Origin of the sequence: Acidocella aminolytica 101 = DSM 11237 (assembly GCF_900129125.1) — a bacterium.
GTDB classification, from domain to species: domain Bacteria; phylum Pseudomonadota; class Alphaproteobacteria; order Acetobacterales; family Acetobacteraceae; genus Acidocella; species Acidocella aminolytica.
The window spans coordinates 1-21,120 of sequence record NZ_FQVJ01000009.1; the positions used below are offsets into that span (position 1 = coordinate 1).

Genomic DNA, 21,120 nt, shown 5'->3' on the forward strand with positions numbered 1-21,120 from the left:
ACCAATCTGGCGCGGTGCCCCGGGGCGGGGCTCATCGTACAGCCCATCCAGACCATCGCGAGCAAACCGATTGCGCCACACGCCAGCGGTATGGGCGCAGACATTCAGCTTCGTCGCAATATCCTTGTTGGTTAGACCGTCCGCCGCGGCAAGCACGATGCGGGCACGTAATGCCAGCGACTGTGGCGCTCCATGCTTGCGGATCAGAGCCGTCAGGGCAGCTTCCTCAGCATCATCCAACATGACAGCAACCGCACGACCCTTCGACATCCTAGCCTCCCCAAGTTTAAGGTTTAGCCAGAATGTAGACTACTTTCCGATCAGGACACTAGTTGGGTTTTTCATCCTCAATCTCGCGGGCATCGTGTTCAGCGTGGTGGTGGATTCCTTCGGTACCGCGTGGTTCGGTACTTGGCTGCCCAACGGCTTCACCGCCAGTTGGTACGGCCAGTCCTGGGAAAGTTTCCAGCTCGGCGGTGTGCTCATCGTTACGTTGGAGGTTGTGGGCGCGGTGCTCATCGGCTCCGCCGTGCTGGGCGTGCCCGCAGCTTATGCACTCGCCCGGCGGGATTTCCCCGGTAAGCGCGCAGTGATGCTGCTGTTCCTGCTGCCGCTTATTATCCCGCCTTTCACTTACGGTATTCCGCTGGCCTCGGTGCTGTACCAGTTTGGGCTAGGCGGTACGCTCACCGGCGTTATCCTCGCGAATCTCATGCCCAGCGTACCCTTCGTTATCTTCATCCTGGTGCCATTCATTGAACAGATCGACCCGCGTGTGGAAGCGGCGGCGCGCGTGTTTGGCGCGGGCACATGGGCCTTGTTCCGCAGTGTAATGGTGCCTCTGCTCTTGCCTGGTATCCTGGCTGCGCTGGTGCTGGTGCTGGTGCGTACCATCGGGCTGTTTGAACTCACCTTCCTCACCGCCGGTCCAGACAACCAAACGCTGGTCGTTGCCCTATATTACTCCGTGTTCGCGGCGGGTATGCGAGCCAACCAGACCATCGACGCCATGGCGGTTATCTACATGGTCACCAGCCTCGTCTGCCTGATTATCGCGCTGCGCTTTGTCGACCCCACGCAGATCGTCGGCCGCGCCAAGAAAGCGGAAACGCATTGATGGCCAAGTTCAACCTCACCCTCACCGGCGCGGGCGGTGCGCTAGGCCGTGTGTTGCGACCTCGTTTAATCGCTAGGGGGGCGGCGCTCACTGCTTCCGGCCACCGCCTGCCTGAGCCCGTTGCGCCGGAAGAACGCGTGCTGGCCGGAGACATGCGCGAAGACACAGCGGTGGACGCGGCCCTGGCCGGAGCGGATGTCGTGATTCATCTGGCCGGTAGCTCGGTCGAAAAACCCCTGGCGGAGATTATCCAGAACAACCTCATCGCCTTGCAGCGCCTTTACGAAGGCGCGCGCCGCCATCAGGTCAAGCGCGTGGTGTTCGCCTCCTCCAACCATACCATTGGCATGTACCCGGCGGGCCAGCCTCTCAAACTGTCAGACCCGGTGCGGCCGGATGGGAATTACGGCCTCTCCAAAGTCTGGGGCGAGGTGATGGGCCAGCTTTATTTCGACAAATTTGGTATTGAAACCGTTTCCTTGCGCATCGGAAGCGCCATAGAGCGCCCCACCGAACCCCGCCATCTCTCCACTTGGCTGGGTTATGACGACCTTGAGGATCTCGTCTGGCGTGCCGCCACAGTCCCGGATGTTGGTTGTCTCACGGTCTGGGGCGTGTCGGCCAATACACGCTCTTGGTGGGACAACAGCCTCGCCGCTACCGTTCTCGGCTATGTGCCGAAACAGAACGCTGAGGACTACGCTGAAGAGGTGCTGCACGCCCGCGATCCTAACTGGATTTTCCAGGGTGGCAGCTTCGCGTTGATGGATTTGACATGATCTCCTGCCCTCGGCGCGTTGCGCTCTTCGCGGTTTGAGGCGTTTCGGCTATGCTGGGCCGAAAAAGGAGAGTTAGCGAGTTGGCCGACCTGCCGTTACGCAAAACAAGACTGGCCGAGCCCGAAACGCCTGGTCTGATACTGACGCGCCGTCAACGTATGGGTGACCAGCTTTATGGTCAGATTCTAGAACAAATCGTCTCCGGCCGCCTGCCGGAGGGCACGCGCCTCCCGGCGGAGGTTGATCTGTGCAAGATGTTTGGCGTCTCCCGCCCGGTGGTGCGTCAGGCCCTCCAACGTCTGCGCGCGGATGGGCTGGTGCATGCCCGCCAGGGCTCGGGCACCTACGTCATGGCCCGCCCCGCGGAGCGTTTGGCGAGTTTCGCCCAGCCGCAGCAGGTGGCGGAATATCTGCGTTCCATCGAGGTGCGTCTGGTGCTTGAAGGCAGCGCCGCCCGCCACGCGGCCGAGCGCCGCAGTCAGACTGAGCTCACCGCTATCGAAGCTGCGCATGAGCGGTTTCGTCTGGAGGCTGAGCGCGGGCTAATGACACCTGACGCAGATATGGCCTTCCACCGGGCCATCGCCGAGGCCAGCGGTAACAGCTTTTACGCCTCCTTGTTGGAGCATCTGCACGAGGCTGTTACCGGCTTCATGAATGTCTCCCTGCACCTTACTCGCACCAGCCCGCGTGAGCGCGCTAGCCAAGTTTTGCGGGAACATGCGCTGATCCTGGAAGCGATCAAATTGCAGGACCCGGATTCCGCCCAGGTGACCATGCAGTTTCACATTACCCAGGCCCGTCGCCGCATGGTGGACCGCAGCCGGGACGAATAACTGCCTTAGCTCGTCTCCCGGATATTCAGGGTAAAGCCCAGATCCAGCCGGAAGGAGGCAGGCACCCGCCCGGCCATTAGCTCCAGTAGCATCTTCGCGGCTTCCCGGCCAATCTGGTAACGCGGCGTGGCCACGCTGCTCAGCGCCGGGGTGGTGCAGGCGGAGGCTGGCAGGTCGTTAAACCCGGCTAGCGCCACTTGCCCCGGCACCGCAATGCCCCGTCGCTGGCACCGGAACAACGCGCCCTGCGCCAAATCGTCGTTGCAGAAAAACACCGCATCCGTATCCGGGTACGCCGCCAGCATCCGGTCCAGCAGCGTCGCCCCCAGCGCGATGGAGGAGCGCTCCGGCACCATCAGCTCACGCGGCGCACCCAGCCCAGCGGCCTCCAGCGCCTGCCGGAAGCCGGACCCGCGCGCAAGCGTGCGCGGGTCAAGCTGCGCCGCCACGAACCCAATTTTCTTATAACCGCGCTCGACAAAATGCCGCGCAATCGCTGCGCCGCCCTCCTCCTGTGAGAAGCCAACCGAATAACTGCCGGGTTGGTTATTCAATTCCATCATATGCACGGCCGGTCGGGCGGAGCTAGTCAGCAGCTTCAGCGTCTCGGGCAGGTGGTCGATTCCGGTAAGCAGCACGCCGTCCGGTCGAAAGGCGAGCAGCCCGCGCAGCAGCCGCAGTTCCTCGGCGGGGGCATAAAAGCTGGTGGCGGTGATCATCTGATACCCCTGGGGGGAGAGGATTTCGTCAATACCCGCCAGCATCTCCACGAACACGGTATTGGTGAGCGAGGGGATCACTACCGCCACATTCATCGACCGAGCCGAGGCCAGCGCGCTCGCCGCCCGGTCCGGCACATAGCCAAGCGCCGCGGCGGCCTCTTTAATCCGCGCGGCCAGCTCAGGGCTCACCATCGCTGAATCACGAAACGCCCGTGACACGCTGATCATGCTGGTTCCGGCGGCTTTTGCCACCTCCTGCATCGTTACGCGGCCCGTGGCGGTGGAACGCGGTTTCCGGCCGGACATCTGCTCACCCTCCAGTTTTGGCTTTACAGCCACCCATGTTAGCGCTAACAGCGCCATAACAACAATCGTATCTGGAGGAAGCATGGCCAGCCTGTCCACGCAAATTCCGCGCCGCCGTTGGGTCATCGGCGGGCTTCTCGGCACCGGCGTGCTGATCAATTATATCGACCGCATCAATCTCTCCGTCGCGGCCCCGCAGCTCAAGGCGGAGTTTCATCTGAGCGCGGGTGAGGTCGGGCTGTTGTTCAGCGCCTTCTTCTGGTCTTACGCGCTGCTGCAAATTCCGGCCGGGCTGATTCTGGATCGGTTTGGCGTGACCCGCGTGGGGCGCTGGGGGGCGTTTTTGTGGTCCATAGCCTCGGGGGCGGTAGCGCTGACCGGTGGATTTGGCGGCATTTTCGTGGCGCGCCTGCTGCTGGGCATTGCCGAGGCGCCGGGTTTCCCGGCCAGCGCCAAGGCCACTGGCTATTGGTTCCCGCGCCAGGAACGCTCCGTCGCCACCTCCTTGTTTGACGCGGCGGCGAAATTCTCCAACGTCATCGGTGTGCCGCTGGTGGCCTTTGTGGTGGTTGATTACGGCTGGCGCTGGGGGTTTGGCGTGACTGCCATTCTCAGCTTCCTGTATTTCCTGGCCTTTTATTTCATCTACCGCGACCCCTCGATGGACCCGGCCCTGACGCCGGATGAACATCGCTATATCCTCGAAGGCGGCGCCACGCCGGAGGGTGAATCCAGCGCCGGGGCGGGCTCCATGCTGGCTTATCTGTTGCGCCAGCCTAAGGTTTGGGGGCTGAGCCTGGGCTTCGCAGCGTATGGCTATAGCTTTTACCTGTTCCTGACTTGGCTGCCGGGCTATTTGGTGGAGACGATGCATATGAGCATCATCAAATCCGCTGGTTTCGCCACCATCCCCTGGGCCTGCGCCACGGTGTCGGACATTGTGTTCGGCGGGCTGCTGGTGGACCGTCTGGTTGCCGCGGGTCATGATGAAACCAAGGTCCGCAAGACGGTGCTGATTGTTGGCATGTTGTTCGGCCTGGCTGTGTTCGGCGCCACCCAGACCACCAATCCGGTCTGGGCGATTATTTGGATTTCCATTGCCCTCTCCGGCCTCGCCGCCTCCGCGCCGATCGGCTGGTCCATCCCCTCGCTGATTGCACCGAAGGGCGGAACGGGTACCATTGGCGGCATCATGAACTTCCTGAATAACATGATGGGCGTCATCGCGCCGATCGTCACCGGGTTCATCGTCGGCGCCACCGATAATTTCGCCACCGCCTTTCTGGTGGCGGGCGTGGTGCTTCTGGTCGGCATCTTCTTCTACGTTGTGGTGCTGGGGCGGATCGAACCGATCGCGTCACCGGAATGAGCAACGTGCGTTTCATCGTCGTCATGGGGGTGTCGGGCTGTGGCAAATCCACCGTCGCGGCCCTCCTGGCCGGACGGCTGGGCTGGGAGTTCGCGGAAGGCGACGCGCTGCACCCGGCTGAGAATGTTGAAAAAATGCGTCAGGGCGTGCCGTTGACGGATGCCGACCGCGCGCCCTGGCTGCAGGAAATCGCCAAGACCATCCAGAACTGGCGCGCGGCGGGCAAGGCCGGAATTGTTGCTTGCTCGTCCTTGCGGCGTAGCTATCGGGAGATCATCCGCGCCGGGGCCACGGATTTGCGTTTCGTGTATCTGCGTGGCAGCTTCCAGCTGATCGAGCAGCGTTTGGCGACGCGCCAAGGCCATTATATGCCCGTGAGCCTGCTCTCCAGCCAATTTGCCACGTTGGAGGAGCCCGCCGCGGACGAACCTGCTTTGACGCTTGATACCGGCGAGTCATCCGGCGCGTTGGTGGAAAACGTACTCAAGAATTTTAATCTGGCCGCCTGAAGGCCGCCTGACGGGAGTTGGAGGAAATGGTGCATCCAGTCATTGCCGAGGTCACTGCGCGTATTGTTGAACGCAGCCACCCACGCCGGGACCTGTATCTGCAACGCGTGGCCGCCGCCGCCAGCAGCAAGCCCAAGCGTCAGGCGCTGGGCTGTGCCAACCAGGCGCATGGCTTCGCCGGATGCGGCGTGGCGGATAAGTCGATGCTGCGCGAGGGCCAGGGGGCCAGCCTGGGCATTGTCACCGCTTATAATGACATGCTCTCCGCCCACCGGCCGTATGAGACTTACCCGGAACTCATCCGCGAGGCCGCGCGCGCGGTGGGCGGTGTGGCCATGGTGGCGGGCGGCGTGCCCGCCATGTGCGACGGCGTGACCCAGGGCGAGGCGGGGATGGATCTCTCTTTGTTCTCTCGCGATGTCATTGCGCTTTCAACCGCCGTGGCGCTCAGCCACAATACGTTCGATGCCGCCTGCTTCCTGGGCATTTGCGACAAGATCGTGCCCGGGCTGGTCACCGGCGCGCTGACCTTCGGGCATCTGCCTGCCGTGTTGATTCCCGCGGGGCCGATGCCCTCCGGCCTGCCCAACAGTGAAAAGGCGAAGATCCGCCAGCTGTTTGCTGAGGGCAAGGTGGACCGTGCCGCGCTGCTGAAGGCCGAGGGCGAGGCGTATCATGCGCCGGGCACCTGCACCTTCTACGGCACCGCCAACACCAATCAGATGCTGGTGGAGATTATGGGACTGCATGTGCCCGGCTCGGCATTCGTGAATCCCGGCACTCCGCTACGCGATGCGCTGACCCGCTTCGCCGCGCAACGCGCGATGGCACTGACCGCGCTGGGGGATGCGTATCTGCCGGTGGGCCGGATGATCGATGAGCGCAGCTTCGTGAACGCCGTGGTGGCGCTCCATGCCACTGGCGGGTCCACCAACCATACCATCCATCTGCTGACCATGGCGGCTGCTGGGGGTATCACCCTAACCTGGGAGGATCTCTCAGACCTCGCCGCCGTGACGCCGCTGCTGTGCCGCATCTACCCGAACGGCCTGGCGGATGTGAATCACTTCCACGCCGCCGGCGGCACCGGTTTTTTGGTGCGCGAGCTGCTGAGCGCCGGGCTGCTGCACGAGGATGTGAGCACGGTGATGGGCCAAGGCCTCAGAGCCTATACCCGAGAGCCTTATTTGCAGGATGGCGAGCTTGCCTGGCGTGACGCGCCGGAGGTGAGCGGGGATGACAAGGTGCTGCGCTCCACCGCCAACCCGTTCCAGTCCACCGGCGGGCTCGCGCTGCTGCAGGGTAATCTGGGCCAGTGCGTGGTGAAAACCTCCGCCGTGGCGCCAGAGCGCCATATCATCGAGGCGCCTGCCCGGGTGTTCCACAACCAGGAGGCCGTGCAGGCGGCGTTCAAAGCCGGGGAGCTGAACAAGGATGTTGTTGTTGTGGTGCGCTTCCAGGGCCCCAAGGCCAACGGCATGCCGGAACTCCACAAGCTGATGCCGCCTCTGGGCGTGCTGCAGGATAAAGGCTTCAAGGTCGCGCTGGTGACAGATGGCCGCCTTTCCGGCGCGTCCGGCAAGGTGCTCTCTGCCATTCATGTGACGCCCGAGGCGCTGGCGGGCGGCCCGCTGGCCAAGCTGAAGGATGGCGACATTGTGCGGGTGGATGCCACCAAGGGCACGTTGGCGGCACTGGTTCCCGAGGCGGAATGGGCTGCCCGGCCCGACGCGCAGGTCGACCTTGCCCCTAACCATTACGGCACCGGGCGGGAATTGTTTGCGCCTTTCCGCCATCTGGCCGGACGAGCCGATGCAGGCGCCACCATTTTCACATTCCAGGATGAATGAACATGATACAGGACGGTCTTGAAACCATCATGCGCCTTGCACCGGTGATTCCGGTAGTGATCGTGGAGAGCGCTGAGGAAGCCGTGCCGCTGGCGCGTGCCTTGGTGAAAGGCGGGCTGAAAGCCATCGAAATCACGCTGCGTACCCCGGTGGCGCTGGAGGCAATCCGCGCTGTGGCGGCTGAGGTTGAGGGTGCGGTGCCGGGTGTAGGCACTGTGCTGACGCCAAAACATTACAAGCAGGCGGCCAAGGCGGGGGCGAAATTCGCGGTATCCCCTGGCACCACCCGCAAGCTGCTGGACGCGGCGGAAGATGCCGATCTCGCCCCGCTGCCCGGCATAGCCAGCGCCTCAGAGGCGATGCGGCTGATTGAGCGCGGTTACAGCTTCGCGAAATTCTTTCCGGCCGAGGCGGCGGGCGGCGCGCCGTTTCTCTCCTCCATCGCCTCGCCCTTGCCGCAGCTGACATTCTGCCCCACGGGCGGGATCACGCCGGAGATCGCGCCGCGTTACCTAAAGCTGCCGAACGTGATCTGCGTGGGCGGGTCCTGGATGGTTAAGCGCGCCGCCATCGAGGCGAAGGATTGGGACGCCATTACCGAGTCCGCGAAGGCGGCCGCCGCCCTTAAGGGCTGACCAGACCGAGCGGGGCGGTCAGCGCCCCGTCCATTTTGCTTCATGAATTTTGGCGCCGGGCGGAACCGGCATCGCCTGGGCGGCTTTTTCCTCGGCGATCCGCAACGCGTTGAGAATCACCACCAGAGAGATCACGCTCATCATGCCAGGCGGAATCCACAGGATCATGCCGCCGAACAGCTGGTCCGTGGCCGGGGAAATGCTGGGAAACAGCCGCCCGCACAGCGCGTAGAACGAGTACAGATCCCGGCTGGTGAGGGCGATATAGGCGCCGACCGCGATCTGTGGAAACATCACCAGAAACCCCGTGCCCGCGCGGAAAATATAAGAGACGCGGCAAGGTGGTTTTGGGCGGGGGTCCAGCACCACATGCCAGAACAGCACCCCGGCCGTGACGCAAGAGAGTGTCATGACCGCATAAAGCGTGGGGTCGATCATCGCGGCGAAATGCACGGCGGGGACCAGCCAGATATCGGTGAAGAACAGAAACACTGCCACCGCCACCAGCGGGTGTGAGAGCCAGCGCAAAAGCAGCCAAACTGGCGCTGCCGCGTGGCTTACCCAGCCCGGCGCCCCGGCTTTTAAAGCCTCACCCGGCCAGGCGAGACCCGCGAGGAAAGGCGAGACCATGCCTAGTACCAGCGCCTGAGCGCGGTTGAGGAAGAACATGTGCTGGGCGAGATACTCAAAATGCGTTTGCAGCACGAACCAGACGCCCAGCACCGCCGCGCTGAAAAAGCAGCGCCGCAGCAGGCTGGGCCGTGCGCCGGGCGGCAGGCGTCGTACCCCTCGCCAGTACCAGAACCCCAGCAGCAAACAGCCCCCGAAGGCTAGTGGATTGAACACGAACGGCAGCAGAAACGGTAGCCGTGCGGGCACGAAATGGCACAACCCTCCCACAAGCAGCGTGAGGAGGATGAGCCCGGTTTCAGCCATAAAGCCTGTCCATCGGCACGCCCGAGAGGGCGCGGCTGGTGCGGATGGTTTGCAGTGTCTGCACGCGGGCCACATGGGCGGCGTTCGTCAGGCGCTGGGTGAGCTGGTTTTCGTGTGCTGCGTCGCGCGCCACCAGCTTCAGCAGAAAATCGCCGCCGCCGCGGATCATGTGGCATTCCCGCACTTCCGGCCAAGTCGCCACCAGCGCCTCGAATGCCTCCAGCACTGAGAGCTTCTGGCTCTCCAGCCCCACGATCACGAAAAAGGCGATCTGCCAGCCGAGCTTATGGCCGTCCGTGTCGGCGTGGTAGCCTTTGATGTATCCGGCTTCCTCGAGCCGCCGCACACGGCGCAGGCAGGGTGGGGGCGAGATGCCGGCGCGGCGGGCCAATTCCACATTGGTCATGCGCCCGTCCTCTTGCAGCTCTGCGAGAATCTTGCGGTCGATCTCGTCCAGTACGAGAGGTTCGGTTTCAGTCTGCATGCAATCCCCAGCTTATATAGACGCAATATAATTGCGCGGGCGCGTTTGGCTATGGGCTTTTCGGCGGGTTTTGGAAGAAACCCTGAGAAGGCGGCGTTGACGGCGCGGCGCGCGCGTTGTCCTGTTGGCGTCATGCTTAGTTTTTATGCCGATGGGTGAAGCCGTGCGGGATGTGCTGGTGGTCGGTGGCGGACCGGCCGGGCTCGCGGCGGCGCTGCGGCTGAAGGCGCGCGATGTTCCACGTGTAACAATCATCGAACGAGAGGACGCGCTGGGCGGTATGCCGCGCCGGGCCCTGCATTCGTTCTTCGGCTTCCGGGAGTTTGGGCGGTTTTTGAGCGGCCCGTCTTACGCGGCCAAGCTCGCGGCCTGGGCGCAGGCGGCGGGGGTGGAGATCTGGTCCGGCCAGGAGGTAACGGCTTTGCGCCCTGGCGGCGGCGTGGTGGTGCAAACGCCGAAGGGAACGCGTGAGGTCCGTGCACGGCGCGTGTTGCTGGCCATGGGCGCCAGGGCGCGGCGTGTGGAAGACTGGCGCGCGGATGCGGCGGGGCGGCTAGGTGTGCTGGACAGTTCAGCTTTGCCCCCTGATGCGGCGGCATTGCCTTGCCGCTGCCCGGTGCTGGTGGGCGGAGACCGGGTCTCGCTGTCCGCCCTAGCCACTTGCCGCCGCCAGGGGATGCGCCCGGTGGCGATGGTGGAGGCCAATCCCCGCCCGGCGGTAAGCTGGCCGCTGACGCTGTATGCCCGGTTGGCGGGGGCGCGGCTACGTCTGGGCACGGAGATCGAGCGGATTGAAGGCGAGGGCGGGGTGGAGCGCGTTGTGCTCTCCAACGGGCAGGTGCTGGCCTGTGACGGCGTGCTGGTAACGGGTGGCCTGCAGCCGGAGGTGGGGCTGGTGCGCGACAGCCATCTCCGGCTGGACCATGGGGCGGGCGGTCCGGCGGTGGACCAGTACGGGCGTTGTTCGGATACGGCGTTCTTCGCCATGGGCAATGTGCTGGGCGCGGCGGAGGGGGCTGGCTGGAATTTCCAGGCTGGGCAGACCACGGGCGATTTCATCGCGGATGATCTGATCGGCGGCCTGCCCAGCCTGGAGGGGGCGTTGGCGATAGAAGCCGGTGCGGCGGTGCGGTTTGTGCTGCCGCAATCACTGGCGCATGTGGCGCCTCTGCGCGGTCGGCTTTATGTGCGTGTTGCCGCGCCGGTGAAAGGGCTGCTGCGGGTGCGCGCCGGGGCGATTGTATTGTATCGCCGTCGGGTGGAGGCCGTGCCGGAGCGGCGGGTACTGATTGACCTGGATGGGCTGAAAACCCCGCCCGATGACGCTTTGCTGACAGTGGAGGTTGTGGCGTGAGGGTGACTCGTTTTTTGACCGGTCTCATCCCATAATAAACCTTATGGAAGCCCAGCATGACCCGCGTCTTCTCCGGTTACTTAATGTGCTGCCGCATACTTTCCGGAGGTCTTATGAATGGCTGATCCGGCCGCAGGCGAAATGGGTGCGCCTGCCGGTGGGGGGCGCGTTGATGCTGGGCGGGGTGTTCAGCTTTTTGCCGGTGCTGGGCATCTGGATGCTGCCACTCGGCGCGATTTTGGTGGGGGAAGATATTCCGCCCGTCCGCCGCGCCACGTTGCACGGGCTGGGCTGGGTGCAGCAGAAATGGGATAATTGGCAGGCGCGGCGTAAGACCCGGAACTCCAAGACAAACCCCTGAAAATTCATTGAGGCGTGTGACGCGGGATTTTAGTTTCCTTCGGTAAAACAGGAGGTAGATTGTCATGGAAACAGCCATCGTGACCGGGGCGGATTCCGATGGCGCGGCCGGAGGAAATTGCGAAATAATTTTGTTTTTGTGCTTATCCGCGGCGTCTTATGTGACGGGAGCGGAGCTGAGCATGGATGGCGGCTGGGCCGCGTTTGGCGCTGCGGGACTGGCATGGCGCGGCGTAAAGAATAAGGGCCGCGTTGTACGCGGCCCTTGACGAAATCAAGCGACGATCTCGATTTCAGCGAAGAAGAAAGCGACCTCGTTGGCGGCGTTCTCCAGGCTGTCAGAGCCATGCACAGAGTTGGCTTCGATGGACTCGGCGAATTCGGCGCGGATGGTGCCGGCATCGGCGTTGGCCGGGTTGGTGGCGCCCATGATTTCGCGGTTCTTGGCCACGGCGTTCTCGCCCACCAGGACCTGCGCCACAATCGGGCCGGAGATCATGAAGGAGACGAGGTCGTTAAAGAACGGACGCGCGGAATGCACGGCATAGAACGCCTCGGCCTGTGCTTTGGTGAGTTGCAGGCGCTTGGTGGCGGCGATGGTCAGACCGGCCTCTTCGAACTTGGCGTTGATCTTGCCGGTGAGGTTACGGCGGGTGGCGTCCGGCTTGATGATAGAGAGTGTGCGTTCAATGGCCATGGTTTATCGCTTTCCTGTGAATGTTGCGGGCGCAATAGCCGGGCGGCCAAGGCTGGGCAAGCCCTGGCCGGTTAATATACAGGGAAAGCCATGAGTGTTCTGCGTCTTGAAGATCTATCCTACGCCATCGCTGGCCGCCCGTTGCTGGAACATGCGGAGCTGTTGCTCGATGAAGGCAAGCATGTTGGCCTGATCGGCCGTAACGGCGCTGGGAAATCGACCCTGCTGAAGCTGATCGCCGGGGGGATCCAGCCTGATGGCGGCAAGGTTATGCTCGGCAACCGGGTGCGGCTGGGATATGTAGCGCAGGAGGCGCCGGGCGGGGATGTTACACCGCTGGATGTGGTGCTGGCGGCGGATGTCGAGCGCGCCGAGTTGCTGCACTCGACGGAGCACCCGGAGACACCGGCTGAACGGCTGGCGGAGATTCATGAAAGGCTGCTGGCGATCCGTGCTGAGTCAGCGCCCGCGCGGGCGGCGTCCATTCTGGCCGGGCTGGGGTTTAACGAGGACTGGCAAGCGCGGCCGATGAGCAGCTATTCCGGCGGTTGGCGGATGCGCGTGGCACTGGCGGCGGTGCTGTTCTCCGAGCCTGATCTGTTGTTGCTGGACGAGCCGACAAACCATCTGGACCTGGAAGCAACGCTCTGGCTGGAGGGTTATTTGCAGAAATTCCCCGGTGCGATTTTACTGGTGAGCCATGACCGGCAGCTGCTTGACAAGGCGGTGGAGGCCACCGTGCATCTGGATAACGGCAAACTGACCATGACGCCAGGCGGGTTTGCCGAGTTTGTGCGGATTAAGACCGAGCGCGCCTTGCAACAGGCTCGCGCGGCCGAGCGGGTGGCGGTGCAGCGAGCGCATATGCAGGCGTTTGTGGACCGCTTCCGCGCCAAGGCCACCAAGGCTCGGCAGGCACAGAGCCGGTTGAAGGCGCTGGAGAAGCTGCCGCAGATTGATGCGGTGGTGGAGGGGCAGGCGACGGAGTTCTCTTTCCCTTCGCCGGAAGAGTTGCCGCCGCCGATGCTCCAGCTTGAGGGCGTGGAGATTGGGTATGACGGCAAGGCGGTGCTCTCGGGTGTGTCTTTGCGGATTGATATGGAAGACCGAATTGCGTTGCTGGGGCAGAACGGTAACGGCAAATCCACTCTGGCGAAGCTCCTGGCGGGACGGCTCGCGGCCATGCGGGGGCGTGAATTCCGGGTGAAGGGGCTGCGCGTGGGGTATTTCGCCCAGCATCAGGAGGATGATTTGGTGCTGACGGACACGCCCTATGACCACCTGGCCCGCGCGCTGCCGCAAGCTTTGCCACCCCAGATCCGTGCCCAGGCGGCGCGGTTTGGGCTGGACGCTGACAGGGTAAACACGCCGGTGGGGCAGATGTCCGGTGGGGAAAAAGCGCGGCTGCTGCTGGCGCTAGCCACGCGGGATGCGCCGCATCTGTTGATTCTGGACGAGCCGACGAACCATCTGGATATTGATGCCCGCGACGCGCTGATTAAGGCGCTGACGGATTTCGAGGGGGCGGTAGTGCTGATCTCCCACGATCCGTATCTGGTCGAATTGGCGGCGGACAGGCTGGTGCTGGTGGCGAAGGGGAAGGTAACGCCGTTCGAGGGCGATCTGGCCGCTTATGCCGCGACCATGAGCGAGCGCGGGGCCCCCGCCCAAGCCAGGAAGGTGGAGGAAAAGAAGAACGACAAGGCGGCAAGGGCCGAGGCGCGCGCCCGGCTGGCGCCGCTGCAAAAAGCGGCAAAGGCGGCGGAAACTGCGTTGAACAAGCTGACAGCGGAGAAAGAGACGCTGGAGGCGAAGCTGGCGGATGAGGGCATTTACGCCCCAGCCAAGGCGGTGGAGCTGAACAGGATCACGCTGCGGCTGGGGGCCTTGAAAAGCGAGATCGAGGCCGCCGAGATGACGTGGCTGGAAGCTGCTGAGGCGCTGGAAGCGGCGGCCTGAGTCTCAGGCCAGGATCAGTTGGACCCGGTGCTGCGCCATGCTTTGGTGAAGTTCGTCGGGCGGTTGGCCGTCTGTTACCAACATGTTCACCTGCTGCCAGTTGGCGAAGCGCGTGGCGAACAGTTGGTTGAATTTGCCCTGATCGGCAATGAGGATACTTTTAGAGGCGCGGGCCAGCATGGCGGTATTGATCGCGGCGATCTCGGGCAGGGCGTCGTTGGGGCCGTCCTTGGTTAGGCCGCTTGGGCCGAGAATGACATAATCCGCGTAGAGGCTTTGCAGGAACACGATGGCGTGGCCGCCTGTCGTGCTGGCTTCTCCGGCATGGTAAAAGCCGGGGATCATCATCACTTTGATTGTGGTGTTGCTACCCAGCGCGGCTGCGACGCTGAAGGAATGGGTGACGACCATGATGTCCCTCAGCCGGGCGGCGATCTCAAGCGCCACATGGACGGCGGTAATGCCGCTGCCGATCAGTAGAATTCGGGCGTCGGCAATTTGCTCAACCGTGGCTTTGGCGAGTTTTTGGTGCGCCGGCAGGCTGCGCCCCTGGAACGCGCTGCCGGGTTCTGTATTCATAGCCCGGACCGCACCGCCATATGTACGGTTGAGGACGCCAGCCTGGGTCAGTTCATCTAAATCACGACGGATTGTTTCGGTTGAGACGTTCAGTTTTTGTGCAAGTTCTGCAACCCGTAGGCTGGGGGCGCTACTTAACGCCGTTAGAATTTTACCCTGCCGCTCTCGCTTCTCGCGCCTCATTCATACACCCGTTTAGATTGAATTGGAGTATGATTGCTGAGACGAAATTATGCAATTCCTTGAATTGACATAAATTTATAATCATATCGCGGGGGTTGTAACAAATTGAGACGCTTTTTGAATCGATTAGGAAAATTTAAGAATAACGAAACCTGCAACCAGAAGGACGGCGAATAGTCCGGTCAGCAGCCCGAGTCGGCGCTCGATAAAGTCTCTGGCGGGTTCACCAAACAGTCGTAGCAGAACGGCCTCCAGCAGGAAGCGCGCGCCGCGTGTCACGAAGCTGAGAACCATGAATAAAAAAAAGTTAAACTTGGCAGCGCCAGCGGCGATAGTGACGATTTTATAGGGAATGGGCGTCAGGCCTTTGATCAGGATGATCGCCGCACCGTACTCCGCGAATTTATGCTGGAACGCCGTGAAAGAGGCTTCGTAATGGTAGAGATGGATGATCGGCTGTGCCAGTTTTACAAACAGCGCATATCCGATGGCATATCCGATGGCGCCGCCCAGCACGCTGCCCACCGTGGCGATGAGCGCGAACAGCAAGGCGCGCTGGGGGGCGGCGAGCGCCATGGGGATCAGCAGCACATCCGGTGGCAGCGGAAAGAAGCTGGCCTCCGCCATGGCGACGAGAAACAGCCAAAGCGGAGCGCTGGGTCTGGCGCTCAGCGCTAACACCCGGTCATACAGGCTACGAAGCATTGCGGAGTTAGTCTTGCAGGATCACGGAGCGGTGACGGAGTTGGTCCATCATCTGCTCCGAAGCGAGTTCAACCCGGCGCTCCACGATCATGTTGCTGATATCCTTGTCAGAGGGAAGCTGGGCTTTTTCCTGGGCGCGGTTGCAGACCATCACCACGGACACGCCAGCGGCTTCCACCAGCGGGCGGCTCAACGTATTGAGCGGCAGGCTAGCGAGAATTTTTTGGAAGGCGGGCGGGGTGACCGTGGCGAGATTGACCGGCCCCGGATTGGAGGGGTGGACATTCCCATAGGCGGCGTTCAGGGACTCGACCGCTGAACAGCTCTTGGCGTTCTGGGCCTTGGTCATGAATTGATTGATGAAGTTGATCTGCGCCTGGCCGAGTTGTCCGTCCGACACCGGCTGCGGATATTGGCCATAAGCCTGGCGGATATCCAAGATGGTCTGCACTTGGTTGCCGATATCGTGCTTGTCCTCAAGCTGAACGATCTCATAGCCTCCGGGCACGCGGATGGGGTTGGAGATGGCACCTATTGGCATCTGTTTCACCGTGGCCGCAACCGAGGCGTCCAACTGGCTGAGCCGCACATAGCCGAGATCGCCGCCGGACAGCGCGGTTTGGGATTGAGAGAACTGCGCCGCGACGATGGGGAAGGGCGCCCCCTGGCGAAGCTGGGCAATGACCGTATTGGCAAAATTCTGCGCCGTGGTCTCGTCGCTGGGGTCGGTGACGGGGATGAAGATTTCGGCCAGATGATAGCGCGTTGCGCCGAGATTGGCCTTGAGGGCGGTTTTTTGGGCCGCGATATCGCCCGGGGTTGGTTCCAGCCCTGGGCCCAGCACCTTGTGCAGCACCTTCTGCCAGCCAATGCCTGTGCGGATTTGGCTAAGCAGGGTGGAATAAGGCACGCCCGCAGCCTCAAGCCGGGTTTGCAGCCCGCCCGCCGGGATGTTGTTGCTTTGCTCGATATGGGAGATCGCGTCCGCAACCTCCTGGTTGGAGACGGTGATCCCGAGCTTGTTGATTTCCTGTTGTTGCAGGGTCTGGTCGATTAGCTGTTTGCTGACCTGCGGCATCAGCCGCTGGATAATCTGCGCGTTGGGCTGCATGCCCATAGATAAGGCCAGTAGCCGGGCTCGCGCCGTGACATCCTGCGTGGTGATGATCTGGCCGTTGACCACCGCTGCCATACTGGCGGAATCCGGTGCTGGCAGGGACGTAGGACTGTGAAGGCTTTGCGCAAAGGCGGGGCCTGCACAGACCGTGGCAAGTAGGGCAGCGCGGAGCAGAAATTTCATAGGGCGTTGAATCCGACGGTTCCAAGAGTTTTGAAATTGAACTGCAGCAGTACCAGCGTGCTGCCATTGTCCAGATTGAAGGAGGTATAGCGCTTATAGAAGATCAAATTGACCCCGAAGCAGTCATTCTGCCAGCCCGCGGCGGCGTTGATCTCGTCAAACTGGCTGGTTTCGAGGTTGCGCTGCATGCCGCCGGAAAGACTCCACGGGCCGAAATGGGTGGAAACGCTGGCCGTGATTTCCTTGCGGGATGTGAAATAGGCGGCGGGCGGGTCGAGATTGATGACTTGCCCTTGTACGGTATTGTCGTACAGCGCGTAGGGGTTGGTGCTGGTGTAGAGATAGCCGGTGGAGAAATTCAGTGGTCCGGTGGAGAAATTGGCGGCCAGATCGGTCATTCGGTTGCCGAAGCTCTTATGTGAGAGGCGGCCATGATAAGCGAGATTGAACCAGGGGGTTGGAGCGACCTCCAGCCCAGCGACGATGTCCGAGACATTATCCTGAAGCCCTGAGGCCGGCAGGTACACGTAATCTTTATGGAAGCGGTAAGACTGGCCGATTAACCCGTCCACAGTCATGCCGCGCGGCAGATACCAGGCGGCGTGCAGGGCGTAATCCACCCGAGCGCCGCCTTCTAGCCGGTCGATGCCCGGGTAGCGGTTGAGGGCAAAGAGATTTGCGGTGGAGAATTCGAGATCAAGGCTGTCCTCGTTCGGGATTTTATAATTCTCCGAAATGCCGGTGACGGGAGAGGCAACGAACTGCACGATCGGCTCGATCAGCTGGCTGCCCCAATGCGCGGTTGAGCGAATAAAGGGCCAACGCAGCATCACTGCGCCGTAGGGCTGCGCCCGGCCGATGCTGCTTTGCTGGATAGTGCTGTAATTGGGCTGCTGGTTAAGCTTGTCGGCATTGTAATAGGCGGCATCAAGCTGCAGGCGCGCGGTGCCGGTAATGCCCTCCGGCAGCATGAAGGGCACGCTGTAAGACGGGATGAAGGCCAGCCGCCTAGTGTTGGTGCCTACATTCCTCATTACGTTAAAGACGTTCATATTCAGCCGGAAGGTGCCGCCGAGCAAGCGGTCGGGCTGAGAGACGAAATGATATTGCCCATAAGGTGCGACGATGGGCAACTCGCTCTGGTTTACCGAGGCGACGAGGCCCTGATAGGTCTGTGCGTCGAGCCGCGCATAGGACCCGGCGCCGAAGCCTTCCACATAGATATTGCTCTCCAGATAGGACGCATTCGGCAGGATACTGAAGTCGTCCAGATATTGCGGGTTGGAGGCACGGTTGAAGGAGAAGCCGGTGCGCCAGTTATTATTGATGTCGAACGTGCCGTTGGCGAAAATCGAGTTGCCGAAATGCCCTCGGTCCCGTCCACCGGAGAGCTTTACGTCCAGATAGCCGTGATTGAAGGATTCGCGGTAGTCTGCCTTCAGCGCAGGGCCCTGCTTGGTGGCTAGAACCGGGGCCAGCGTGAGGTCCGCAGATTTGCCGAGCGTGATGTAATAAGGAATGATCGCGAACGCGCCGAGCTGCGAGGTGGCGCCTGCGGAGGGGATGAGCAGCCCTGTCTGGCGTTTCACCGATGGGTCGGGTTCCGTCATGTAAGGAAGCCAGAAGACCGGCACGCCCTTTAAAAGCAGGGTCGCGTTGCGGAACTCGATCATTTTATGTTCGAGGTCGCGCGTGGCGCTGGTGGCGCGGATGGCCCAGGTGGGGGGCGAGCGAGGATCACTTTTGCACAGATTGCAGGCAGAATAGACGGGCTTGGACAGCTCGTCGATCTTTCCGTTATAGCGGCGCGCGCCATTGGCGATGATGCGGGCATTCTCCGCCAGCCGCGCGGCGACGAATTTCATCACCGCGTTCTTCATGTTGTCGGAGAGCACGACATGGTCTGCATAAACTGTTTCGCCGCCTGGCTGCACCAGCGCCACATGGCCGGAGGCGGTGACCACATTGGTCTTGCGGTTGATGGTTATCTTGTCCGCATGCAGGGTCTGGCCGTTTTGGAGGGCAGTCACATGGCCGGAGGCAATGATGAGATTTCCGGTTTTGTCGTAAGTCAGGCTATCCGCGGTGAAGCTGACCGGCGCGTTTTTGTTGCCCGACGGCGCCGGGCCGGAGACCAGGGCCCCCACGGATTGCGCCAGGGCGGGGGCGCCCAGGCAGGTGGAGGCGAGAAGCAGCAGGATTCGGCCCGTACGTGTCATGCGATCAGCCATCTTCCAGATGCAGCAACAAGGCAAGCGCCAAAAACAAACCGGAGAGCGCCGGTGCCCAGGCGGCCAGCACCACGGGGATGGCGCCGGAGGTACCGAACTGGTTGGCGACCTCGGAGACCATGAACAGCGCGAAGCCGAATCCCACGCCGGAGATCAACATAGCGCCCGCGCTGCCGCGCCGCGACGGACGCATGGAAAACCCCGCCGCCACCAGCGCCATGGTGGCGCAGAGCAGTGGTAGCGCCAGCAGGGTCTGGAACACCAACTCATGCTGCGTAGCCGAGAAGCCGGAGCGTTTGAGTAGGTGAATGAAGCCAGGCAGCGCCCAGAAGGACAGTGCGTTGGGGGAGGCGAAGCTCTCTTGCACACGGTTGACAGTGAGGTCCGTCGGGAAGGTCATGTCCTGCACATGCTTAGGTGGGGCGTCCGGCTGCAGCACCGCGACATCCTGCAGGTCCCAGCTGCCGGGTGAGAGTGTGGCGTGTTGGGCCTCTAGCCGTTGCAGCAGGCTGGTATCGGAGCTGAGCCGCAGGATGCTGACGTGATTGGCCTGCAAGGAGCGGTTATGCAGCCAGACATTGCTGGCGTGCAGCACCGCCACGCCGGAGGGGGTAAGGCCCTTATCAGCTTGGCGGACCCAGAGCGAGCCGCCATTGAGCGAGAGTGGCCCGCCGGAGGGCTTGAGGTAGCTGTTGTCGAGTTGTTCGGCGCGGCCATACATCACCGCGGAAACCGGGCTGAGCGCGGTGGTGCAAAGCCCCCCCAGTAGCCAGGCGACAAATACCGGCGTAGCCAGGAACTGCCAGGCGGAGATGCCTGCGGCGCGTGCCACCACTAGTTCGGACGAGCGGGCTAGCCGCCAGAAAGCATAGATGCCCCCCAGCAGCACCGCGAAGGGGATGATCTGCATGAAGCTCCAGGGTAGGCGCAACGCCTCGATCTCCAGCAGGATGCCGAACGTGGCGCGCGGCGCCGTGGCGGATTCGCGCAGTAGCTCCAGAAAGTCGAATAAGGCGACAAGCCCGGCCAGCCCGGCCGCCATAGCGAGCACCGCCGTGATGAAATGCCGCCCGAAATAGAGCGAGATGGTAACCGGCAGTTTCATGCGCGCGGGGCGCCTTGGCGCAGCAGCAGGAACAGCCCGGTGATGGGCGGCACCAGTACCCAGATCCACATTAATGGCAGCAAGGCCGTGTTGCGCGCGGCGAGGTTGCTGACCCCAAGCCCCAGCGCCACCAGTCCGGTGACAATGGCCACTGCGCCGACCACTCGTGCCAGCCCGCCATGGCGCCGGAACCCGCCGCCCAATGCGGCCACCAGCGCCACCAGCGTATAGCCAAGGGTGGAAAGCGGCGCGGACAGGCGGCGTTGGGCTTCCACCTTCCATTTGTCGCGGTCATCCTTGGGTAGATTGGCGGGGGGCCGGAACAGCTGGGACAAGGGTTTTTCGGCCGCGTCGTCACTAACTGGGTTGCCTGCCTGCGCGGCCTTGGCCAGAGATAGGGTGTTGCGTTTGAAGGTCAGCATGTCGAGCTGCCCGGTTTTGGGGTCGATCTGCTCGCGCGAGCCGTCTTGCAGGACCACCACGGGGCCGGTGCCGGAACTGATCAGCTCCCCTGTGCGGGCTAGAATAGTGGCCGGTGCGCTGGGGTTGCGGTTATCCTCGATGATGATGCCCTTGAGCCCGCCATTGGCGGTGCGGGACTGCACATAGACCATGATATTGTTGGAAACTGGGGTAAAGACGCCCGGCTCCAGCAGAAACGCGGCGATCTGGTTGCGGATCTCATATTGATAGGTGCGGAACACGGAAAGCGTCCAGGGCACCACGCTCAGGCTGAGCCCGTAGCCAATGATGGTGGTGGCCAGCGCCAGAATCATCGCCGGGCGGGCGAGCCGTGAATCCGACAGGCCCAGTCCGCGCATGATGGTCATTTCCCTGTCACCGGAAAGGCGGACGTAAATGAACAGCACCACGATGAAGCAGGTGATGGGCAGGATGGTGGACAAAAAGCTGGGCACCAGCAGCGCCGTGAGCTTTACGAACACAAAGGGCGATAGCCCATGGCTGACGATGATCTGGATGAAGCGCAGCGACTGGGTCAACCAGATCAGCGCCACAAGACCCGTGGTCACCAGCAGTAGGGCCAGGACAAGCTGGCCCAATACATATCGGTCTAGGCGGTGGAGGGAAAACAGGGCAGGCATC

The 21,120-nt window shown here is 62.4% G+C and carries 22 protein-coding genes; 11 read left to right on the forward strand and 11 right to left on the reverse strand.

From position 1 onward, the window contains the following. On the reverse strand, positions 1-270 hold a 270-nt coding region (locus BUB54_RS06455), incomplete at its 3' end, for a helix-turn-helix domain-containing protein (RefSeq protein ID WP_139284817.1). Here BUB54_RS06455 and BUB54_RS06460 point away from each other — a divergent pair. The 3 genes from BUB54_RS06460 to BUB54_RS06470 all read left to right on the forward strand — a co-directional run bounded on the left by BUB54_RS06460 (position 242) and on the right by BUB54_RS06470 (position 2,732). Then, complete coding sequence (locus BUB54_RS06460; protein ID WP_244890754.1) at positions 242-1,117, forward strand: ABC transporter permease; 876 nt, start codon at positions 242-244, stop codon at positions 1,115-1,117. The two genes, BUB54_RS06455 and BUB54_RS06460, sit on opposite strands and share 29 nt — an antisense overlap. Then, complete coding sequence (locus BUB54_RS06465; RefSeq protein WP_048879695.1) at positions 1,117-1,896, forward strand: NAD-dependent epimerase/dehydratase family protein; 780 nt, start codon at positions 1,117-1,119, stop codon at positions 1,894-1,896. Before BUB54_RS06460 ends, BUB54_RS06465 begins: the two co-directional genes overlap by 1 nt. An 80-nt stretch (positions 1,897-1,976) precedes the next feature. After that, complete coding sequence (locus BUB54_RS06470) at positions 1,977-2,732, forward strand: FadR/GntR family transcriptional regulator (protein WP_241869426.1); 756 nt, start codon at positions 1,977-1,979, stop codon at positions 2,730-2,732. 5 nt (positions 2,733-2,737) lie between these two features. Here the strand turns inward: BUB54_RS06470 and gntR are convergent, their stop codons facing one another. Beyond that, on the reverse strand, positions 2,738-3,760 hold the full coding sequence (gntR, locus tag BUB54_RS06475; protein ID WP_048879713.1) for an HTH-type transcriptional regulator GntR: 1,023 nt from the start codon (positions 3,758-3,760) through the stop codon (positions 2,738-2,740). Positions 3,761-3,842: 82 nt separating this feature from the next. Between gntR and BUB54_RS06480 the strand changes: the two genes are divergently transcribed. Genes BUB54_RS06480 through eda form a run of 4 tightly spaced genes read left to right on the forward strand, consistent with a single transcriptional unit; the run spans position 3,843 to position 8,123 of the window. Continuing rightward, positions 3,843-5,129 (forward strand): MFS transporter, encoded by a 1,287-nt coding sequence (locus BUB54_RS06480; RefSeq protein ID WP_048879694.1) that lies wholly within the window; start codon positions 3,843-3,845, stop codon positions 5,127-5,129. After that, complete coding sequence (locus BUB54_RS06485; protein ID WP_048879693.1) at positions 5,126-5,638, forward strand: gluconokinase; 513 nt, start codon at positions 5,126-5,128, stop codon at positions 5,636-5,638. The genes BUB54_RS06480 and BUB54_RS06485 overlap by 4 nt, the downstream gene beginning before the upstream one ends. Positions 5,639-5,664: 26 nt before the next feature. Beyond that, positions 5,665-7,488: a phosphogluconate dehydratase gene (gene edd, locus BUB54_RS06490; protein ID WP_048879692.1), complete on the forward strand. Its 1,824-nt coding sequence runs from the start codon at positions 5,665-5,667 to the stop codon at positions 7,486-7,488. Between the two features lie 2 nt (positions 7,489-7,490). Next, complete coding sequence (gene eda, locus BUB54_RS06495) at positions 7,491-8,123, forward strand: bifunctional 4-hydroxy-2-oxoglutarate aldolase/2-dehydro-3-deoxy-phosphogluconate aldolase (protein WP_306309086.1); 633 nt, start codon at positions 7,491-7,493, stop codon at positions 8,121-8,123. Positions 8,124-8,141: 18 nt separating this feature from the next. Here eda and BUB54_RS06500 read toward each other — a convergent pair whose 3' ends face one another. Both BUB54_RS06500 and BUB54_RS06505 read right to left on the reverse strand, forming a co-directional pair. Continuing rightward, positions 8,142-9,059, reverse strand: a complete 918-nt coding sequence (locus BUB54_RS06500) for a cytochrome c oxidase assembly protein (protein WP_048879690.1) — start codon at positions 9,057-9,059, stop codon at positions 8,142-8,144. Then, a complete protein-coding gene (locus BUB54_RS06505) occupies positions 9,052-9,543 on the reverse strand; it encodes an Lrp/AsnC family transcriptional regulator (protein ID WP_048879689.1) in 492 nt (163 codons plus the stop codon). Before BUB54_RS06505 ends, BUB54_RS06500 begins: the two co-directional genes overlap by 8 nt. Positions 9,544-9,688: 145 nt before the next feature. Here BUB54_RS06505 and BUB54_RS06510 point away from each other — a divergent pair, with 145 nt between their 5' ends. From BUB54_RS06510 to BUB54_RS06520, 3 genes are all read left to right on the forward strand, one after another. Beyond that, positions 9,689-10,897 carry an NAD(P)/FAD-dependent oxidoreductase gene (locus tag BUB54_RS06510; RefSeq protein ID WP_048879688.1) on the forward strand — a complete coding sequence of 403 codons (1,209 nt, stop codon included), beginning with the start codon at positions 9,689-9,691 and terminating at the stop codon, positions 10,895-10,897. A gap of 43 nt (positions 10,898-10,940) precedes the next feature. Beyond that, on the forward strand, positions 10,941-11,258 hold the full coding sequence (locus tag BUB54_RS06515) for a hypothetical protein (RefSeq protein WP_052948416.1): 318 nt from the start codon (positions 10,941-10,943) through the stop codon (positions 11,256-11,258). Between the two features lie 64 nt (positions 11,259-11,322). Then, entirely contained in the window at positions 11,323-11,526 is a 204-nt protein-coding gene (locus tag BUB54_RS06520; protein WP_048879687.1) for a hypothetical protein, read from the forward strand. A 5-nt stretch (positions 11,527-11,531) separates the two neighbouring features. On the opposite strand, the gene ndk is transcribed toward BUB54_RS06520, so the two are convergent. Beyond that, the gene (ndk, locus tag BUB54_RS06525) at positions 11,532-11,954 is read right to left on the reverse strand and encodes a nucleoside-diphosphate kinase (protein WP_048879686.1); all 423 of its coding nucleotides are present in this window, start codon (positions 11,952-11,954) and stop codon (positions 11,532-11,534) included. 90 nt (positions 11,955-12,044) lie between these two features. On the opposite strand from ndk, the gene BUB54_RS06530 reads away from it, so the two are divergent. Further along, positions 12,045-13,913, forward strand: coding sequence for an ABC-F family ATP-binding cassette domain-containing protein (locus tag BUB54_RS06530; protein WP_048879685.1), 1,869 nt, complete (start codon positions 12,045-12,047; stop codon positions 13,911-13,913). 3 nt (positions 13,914-13,916) lie between these two features. Here BUB54_RS06530 and BUB54_RS06535 read toward each other — a convergent pair whose 3' ends face one another. From BUB54_RS06535 to lptF, 6 genes are all read right to left on the reverse strand, one after another. Next, the gene (locus BUB54_RS06535) at positions 13,917-14,675 is read right to left on the reverse strand and encodes a DeoR/GlpR family DNA-binding transcription regulator (RefSeq protein ID WP_048879684.1); all 759 of its coding nucleotides are present in this window, start codon (positions 14,673-14,675) and stop codon (positions 13,917-13,919) included. A gap of 126 nt (positions 14,676-14,801) precedes the next feature. Next, entirely contained in the window at positions 14,802-15,380 is a 579-nt protein-coding gene (locus tag BUB54_RS06540) for a YqaA family protein (RefSeq protein WP_048879683.1), read from the reverse strand. 7 nt (positions 15,381-15,387) lie between these two features. After that, positions 15,388-16,680, reverse strand: a complete 1,293-nt coding sequence (locus tag BUB54_RS06545) for a peptidylprolyl isomerase (protein WP_048879682.1) — start codon at positions 16,678-16,680, stop codon at positions 15,388-15,390. Continuing rightward, positions 16,677-18,911 carry an LPS-assembly protein LptD gene (locus tag BUB54_RS06550; RefSeq protein ID WP_048879681.1) on the reverse strand — a complete coding sequence of 745 codons (2,235 nt, stop codon included), beginning with the start codon at positions 18,909-18,911 and terminating at the stop codon, positions 16,677-16,679. Before BUB54_RS06550 ends, BUB54_RS06545 begins: the two co-directional genes overlap by 4 nt. Continuing rightward, positions 18,904-20,016, reverse strand: a complete 1,113-nt coding sequence (gene lptG / locus BUB54_RS06555) for an LPS export ABC transporter permease LptG (protein WP_048879680.1) — start codon at positions 20,014-20,016, stop codon at positions 18,904-18,906. The genes BUB54_RS06550 and lptG overlap by 8 nt, the downstream gene beginning before the upstream one ends. Further along, a complete protein-coding gene (gene lptF, locus BUB54_RS06560; protein WP_048879679.1) occupies positions 20,013-21,119 on the reverse strand; it encodes an LPS export ABC transporter permease LptF in 1,107 nt (368 codons plus the stop codon). Before lptF ends, lptG begins: the two co-directional genes overlap by 4 nt. Position 21,120 lies beyond the last annotated feature (1 nt).

Bases quoted from the DNA above. Each gene is read 5' to 3' on its own strand.
- BUB54_RS06460 (WP_244890754.1), top strand. From the start codon at position 242: ATGACAGCAACCGCACGACCCTTCGACATCCTAGCCTCCCCAAGTTTA.
- BUB54_RS06465 (WP_048879695.1), top strand. From the start codon at position 1,117: ATGGCCAAGTTCAACCTCACCCTCACCGGCGCGGGCGGTGCGCTAGGC.
- gntR (WP_048879713.1), bottom strand. From the start codon at position 3,760: ATGTCCGGCCGGAAACCGCGTTCCACCGCCACGGGCCGCGTAACGATG.
- BUB54_RS06480 (WP_048879694.1), top strand. From the start codon at position 3,843: ATGGCCAGCCTGTCCACGCAAATTCCGCGCCGCCGTTGGGTCATCGGC.
- BUB54_RS06485 (WP_048879693.1), top strand. From the start codon at position 5,126: ATGAGCAACGTGCGTTTCATCGTCGTCATGGGGGTGTCGGGCTGTGGC.
- edd (WP_048879692.1), top strand. From the start codon at position 5,665: ATGGTGCATCCAGTCATTGCCGAGGTCACTGCGCGTATTGTTGAACGC.
- eda (WP_306309086.1), top strand. From the start codon at position 7,491: ATGATACAGGACGGTCTTGAAACCATCATGCGCCTTGCACCGGTGATT.
- BUB54_RS06500 (WP_048879690.1), bottom strand. From the start codon at position 9,059: ATGGCTGAAACCGGGCTCATCCTCCTCACGCTGCTTGTGGGAGGGTTG.
- BUB54_RS06505 (WP_048879689.1), bottom strand. From the start codon at position 9,543: ATGCAGACTGAAACCGAACCTCTCGTACTGGACGAGATCGACCGCAAG.
- BUB54_RS06510 (WP_048879688.1), top strand. From the start codon at position 9,689: ATGCCGATGGGTGAAGCCGTGCGGGATGTGCTGGTGGTCGGTGGCGGA.
- BUB54_RS06515 (WP_052948416.1), top strand. From the start codon at position 10,941: ATGGAAGCCCAGCATGACCCGCGTCTTCTCCGGTTACTTAATGTGCTG.
- BUB54_RS06520 (WP_048879687.1), top strand. From the start codon at position 11,323: ATGGAAACAGCCATCGTGACCGGGGCGGATTCCGATGGCGCGGCCGGA.
- ndk (WP_048879686.1), bottom strand. From the start codon at position 11,954: ATGGCCATTGAACGCACACTCTCTATCATCAAGCCGGACGCCACCCGC.
- BUB54_RS06530 (WP_048879685.1), top strand. From the start codon at position 12,045: ATGAGTGTTCTGCGTCTTGAAGATCTATCCTACGCCATCGCTGGCCGC.
- BUB54_RS06535 (WP_048879684.1), bottom strand. From the start codon at position 14,675: ATGAGGCGCGAGAAGCGAGAGCGGCAGGGTAAAATTCTAACGGCGTTA.
- BUB54_RS06540 (WP_048879683.1), bottom strand. From the start codon at position 15,380: ATGCTTCGTAGCCTGTATGACCGGGTGTTAGCGCTGAGCGCCAGACCC.
- BUB54_RS06545 (WP_048879682.1), bottom strand. From the start codon at position 16,680: ATGAAATTTCTGCTCCGCGCTGCCCTACTTGCCACGGTCTGTGCAGGC.
- BUB54_RS06550 (WP_048879681.1), bottom strand. From the start codon at position 18,911: ATGGCTGATCGCATGACACGTACGGGCCGAATCCTGCTGCTTCTCGCC.
- lptG (WP_048879680.1), bottom strand. From the start codon at position 20,016: ATGAAACTGCCGGTTACCATCTCGCTCTATTTCGGGCGGCATTTCATC.
- lptF (WP_048879679.1), bottom strand. From the start codon at position 21,119: ATGCCTGCCCTGTTTTCCCTCCACCGCCTAGACCGATATGTATTGGGC.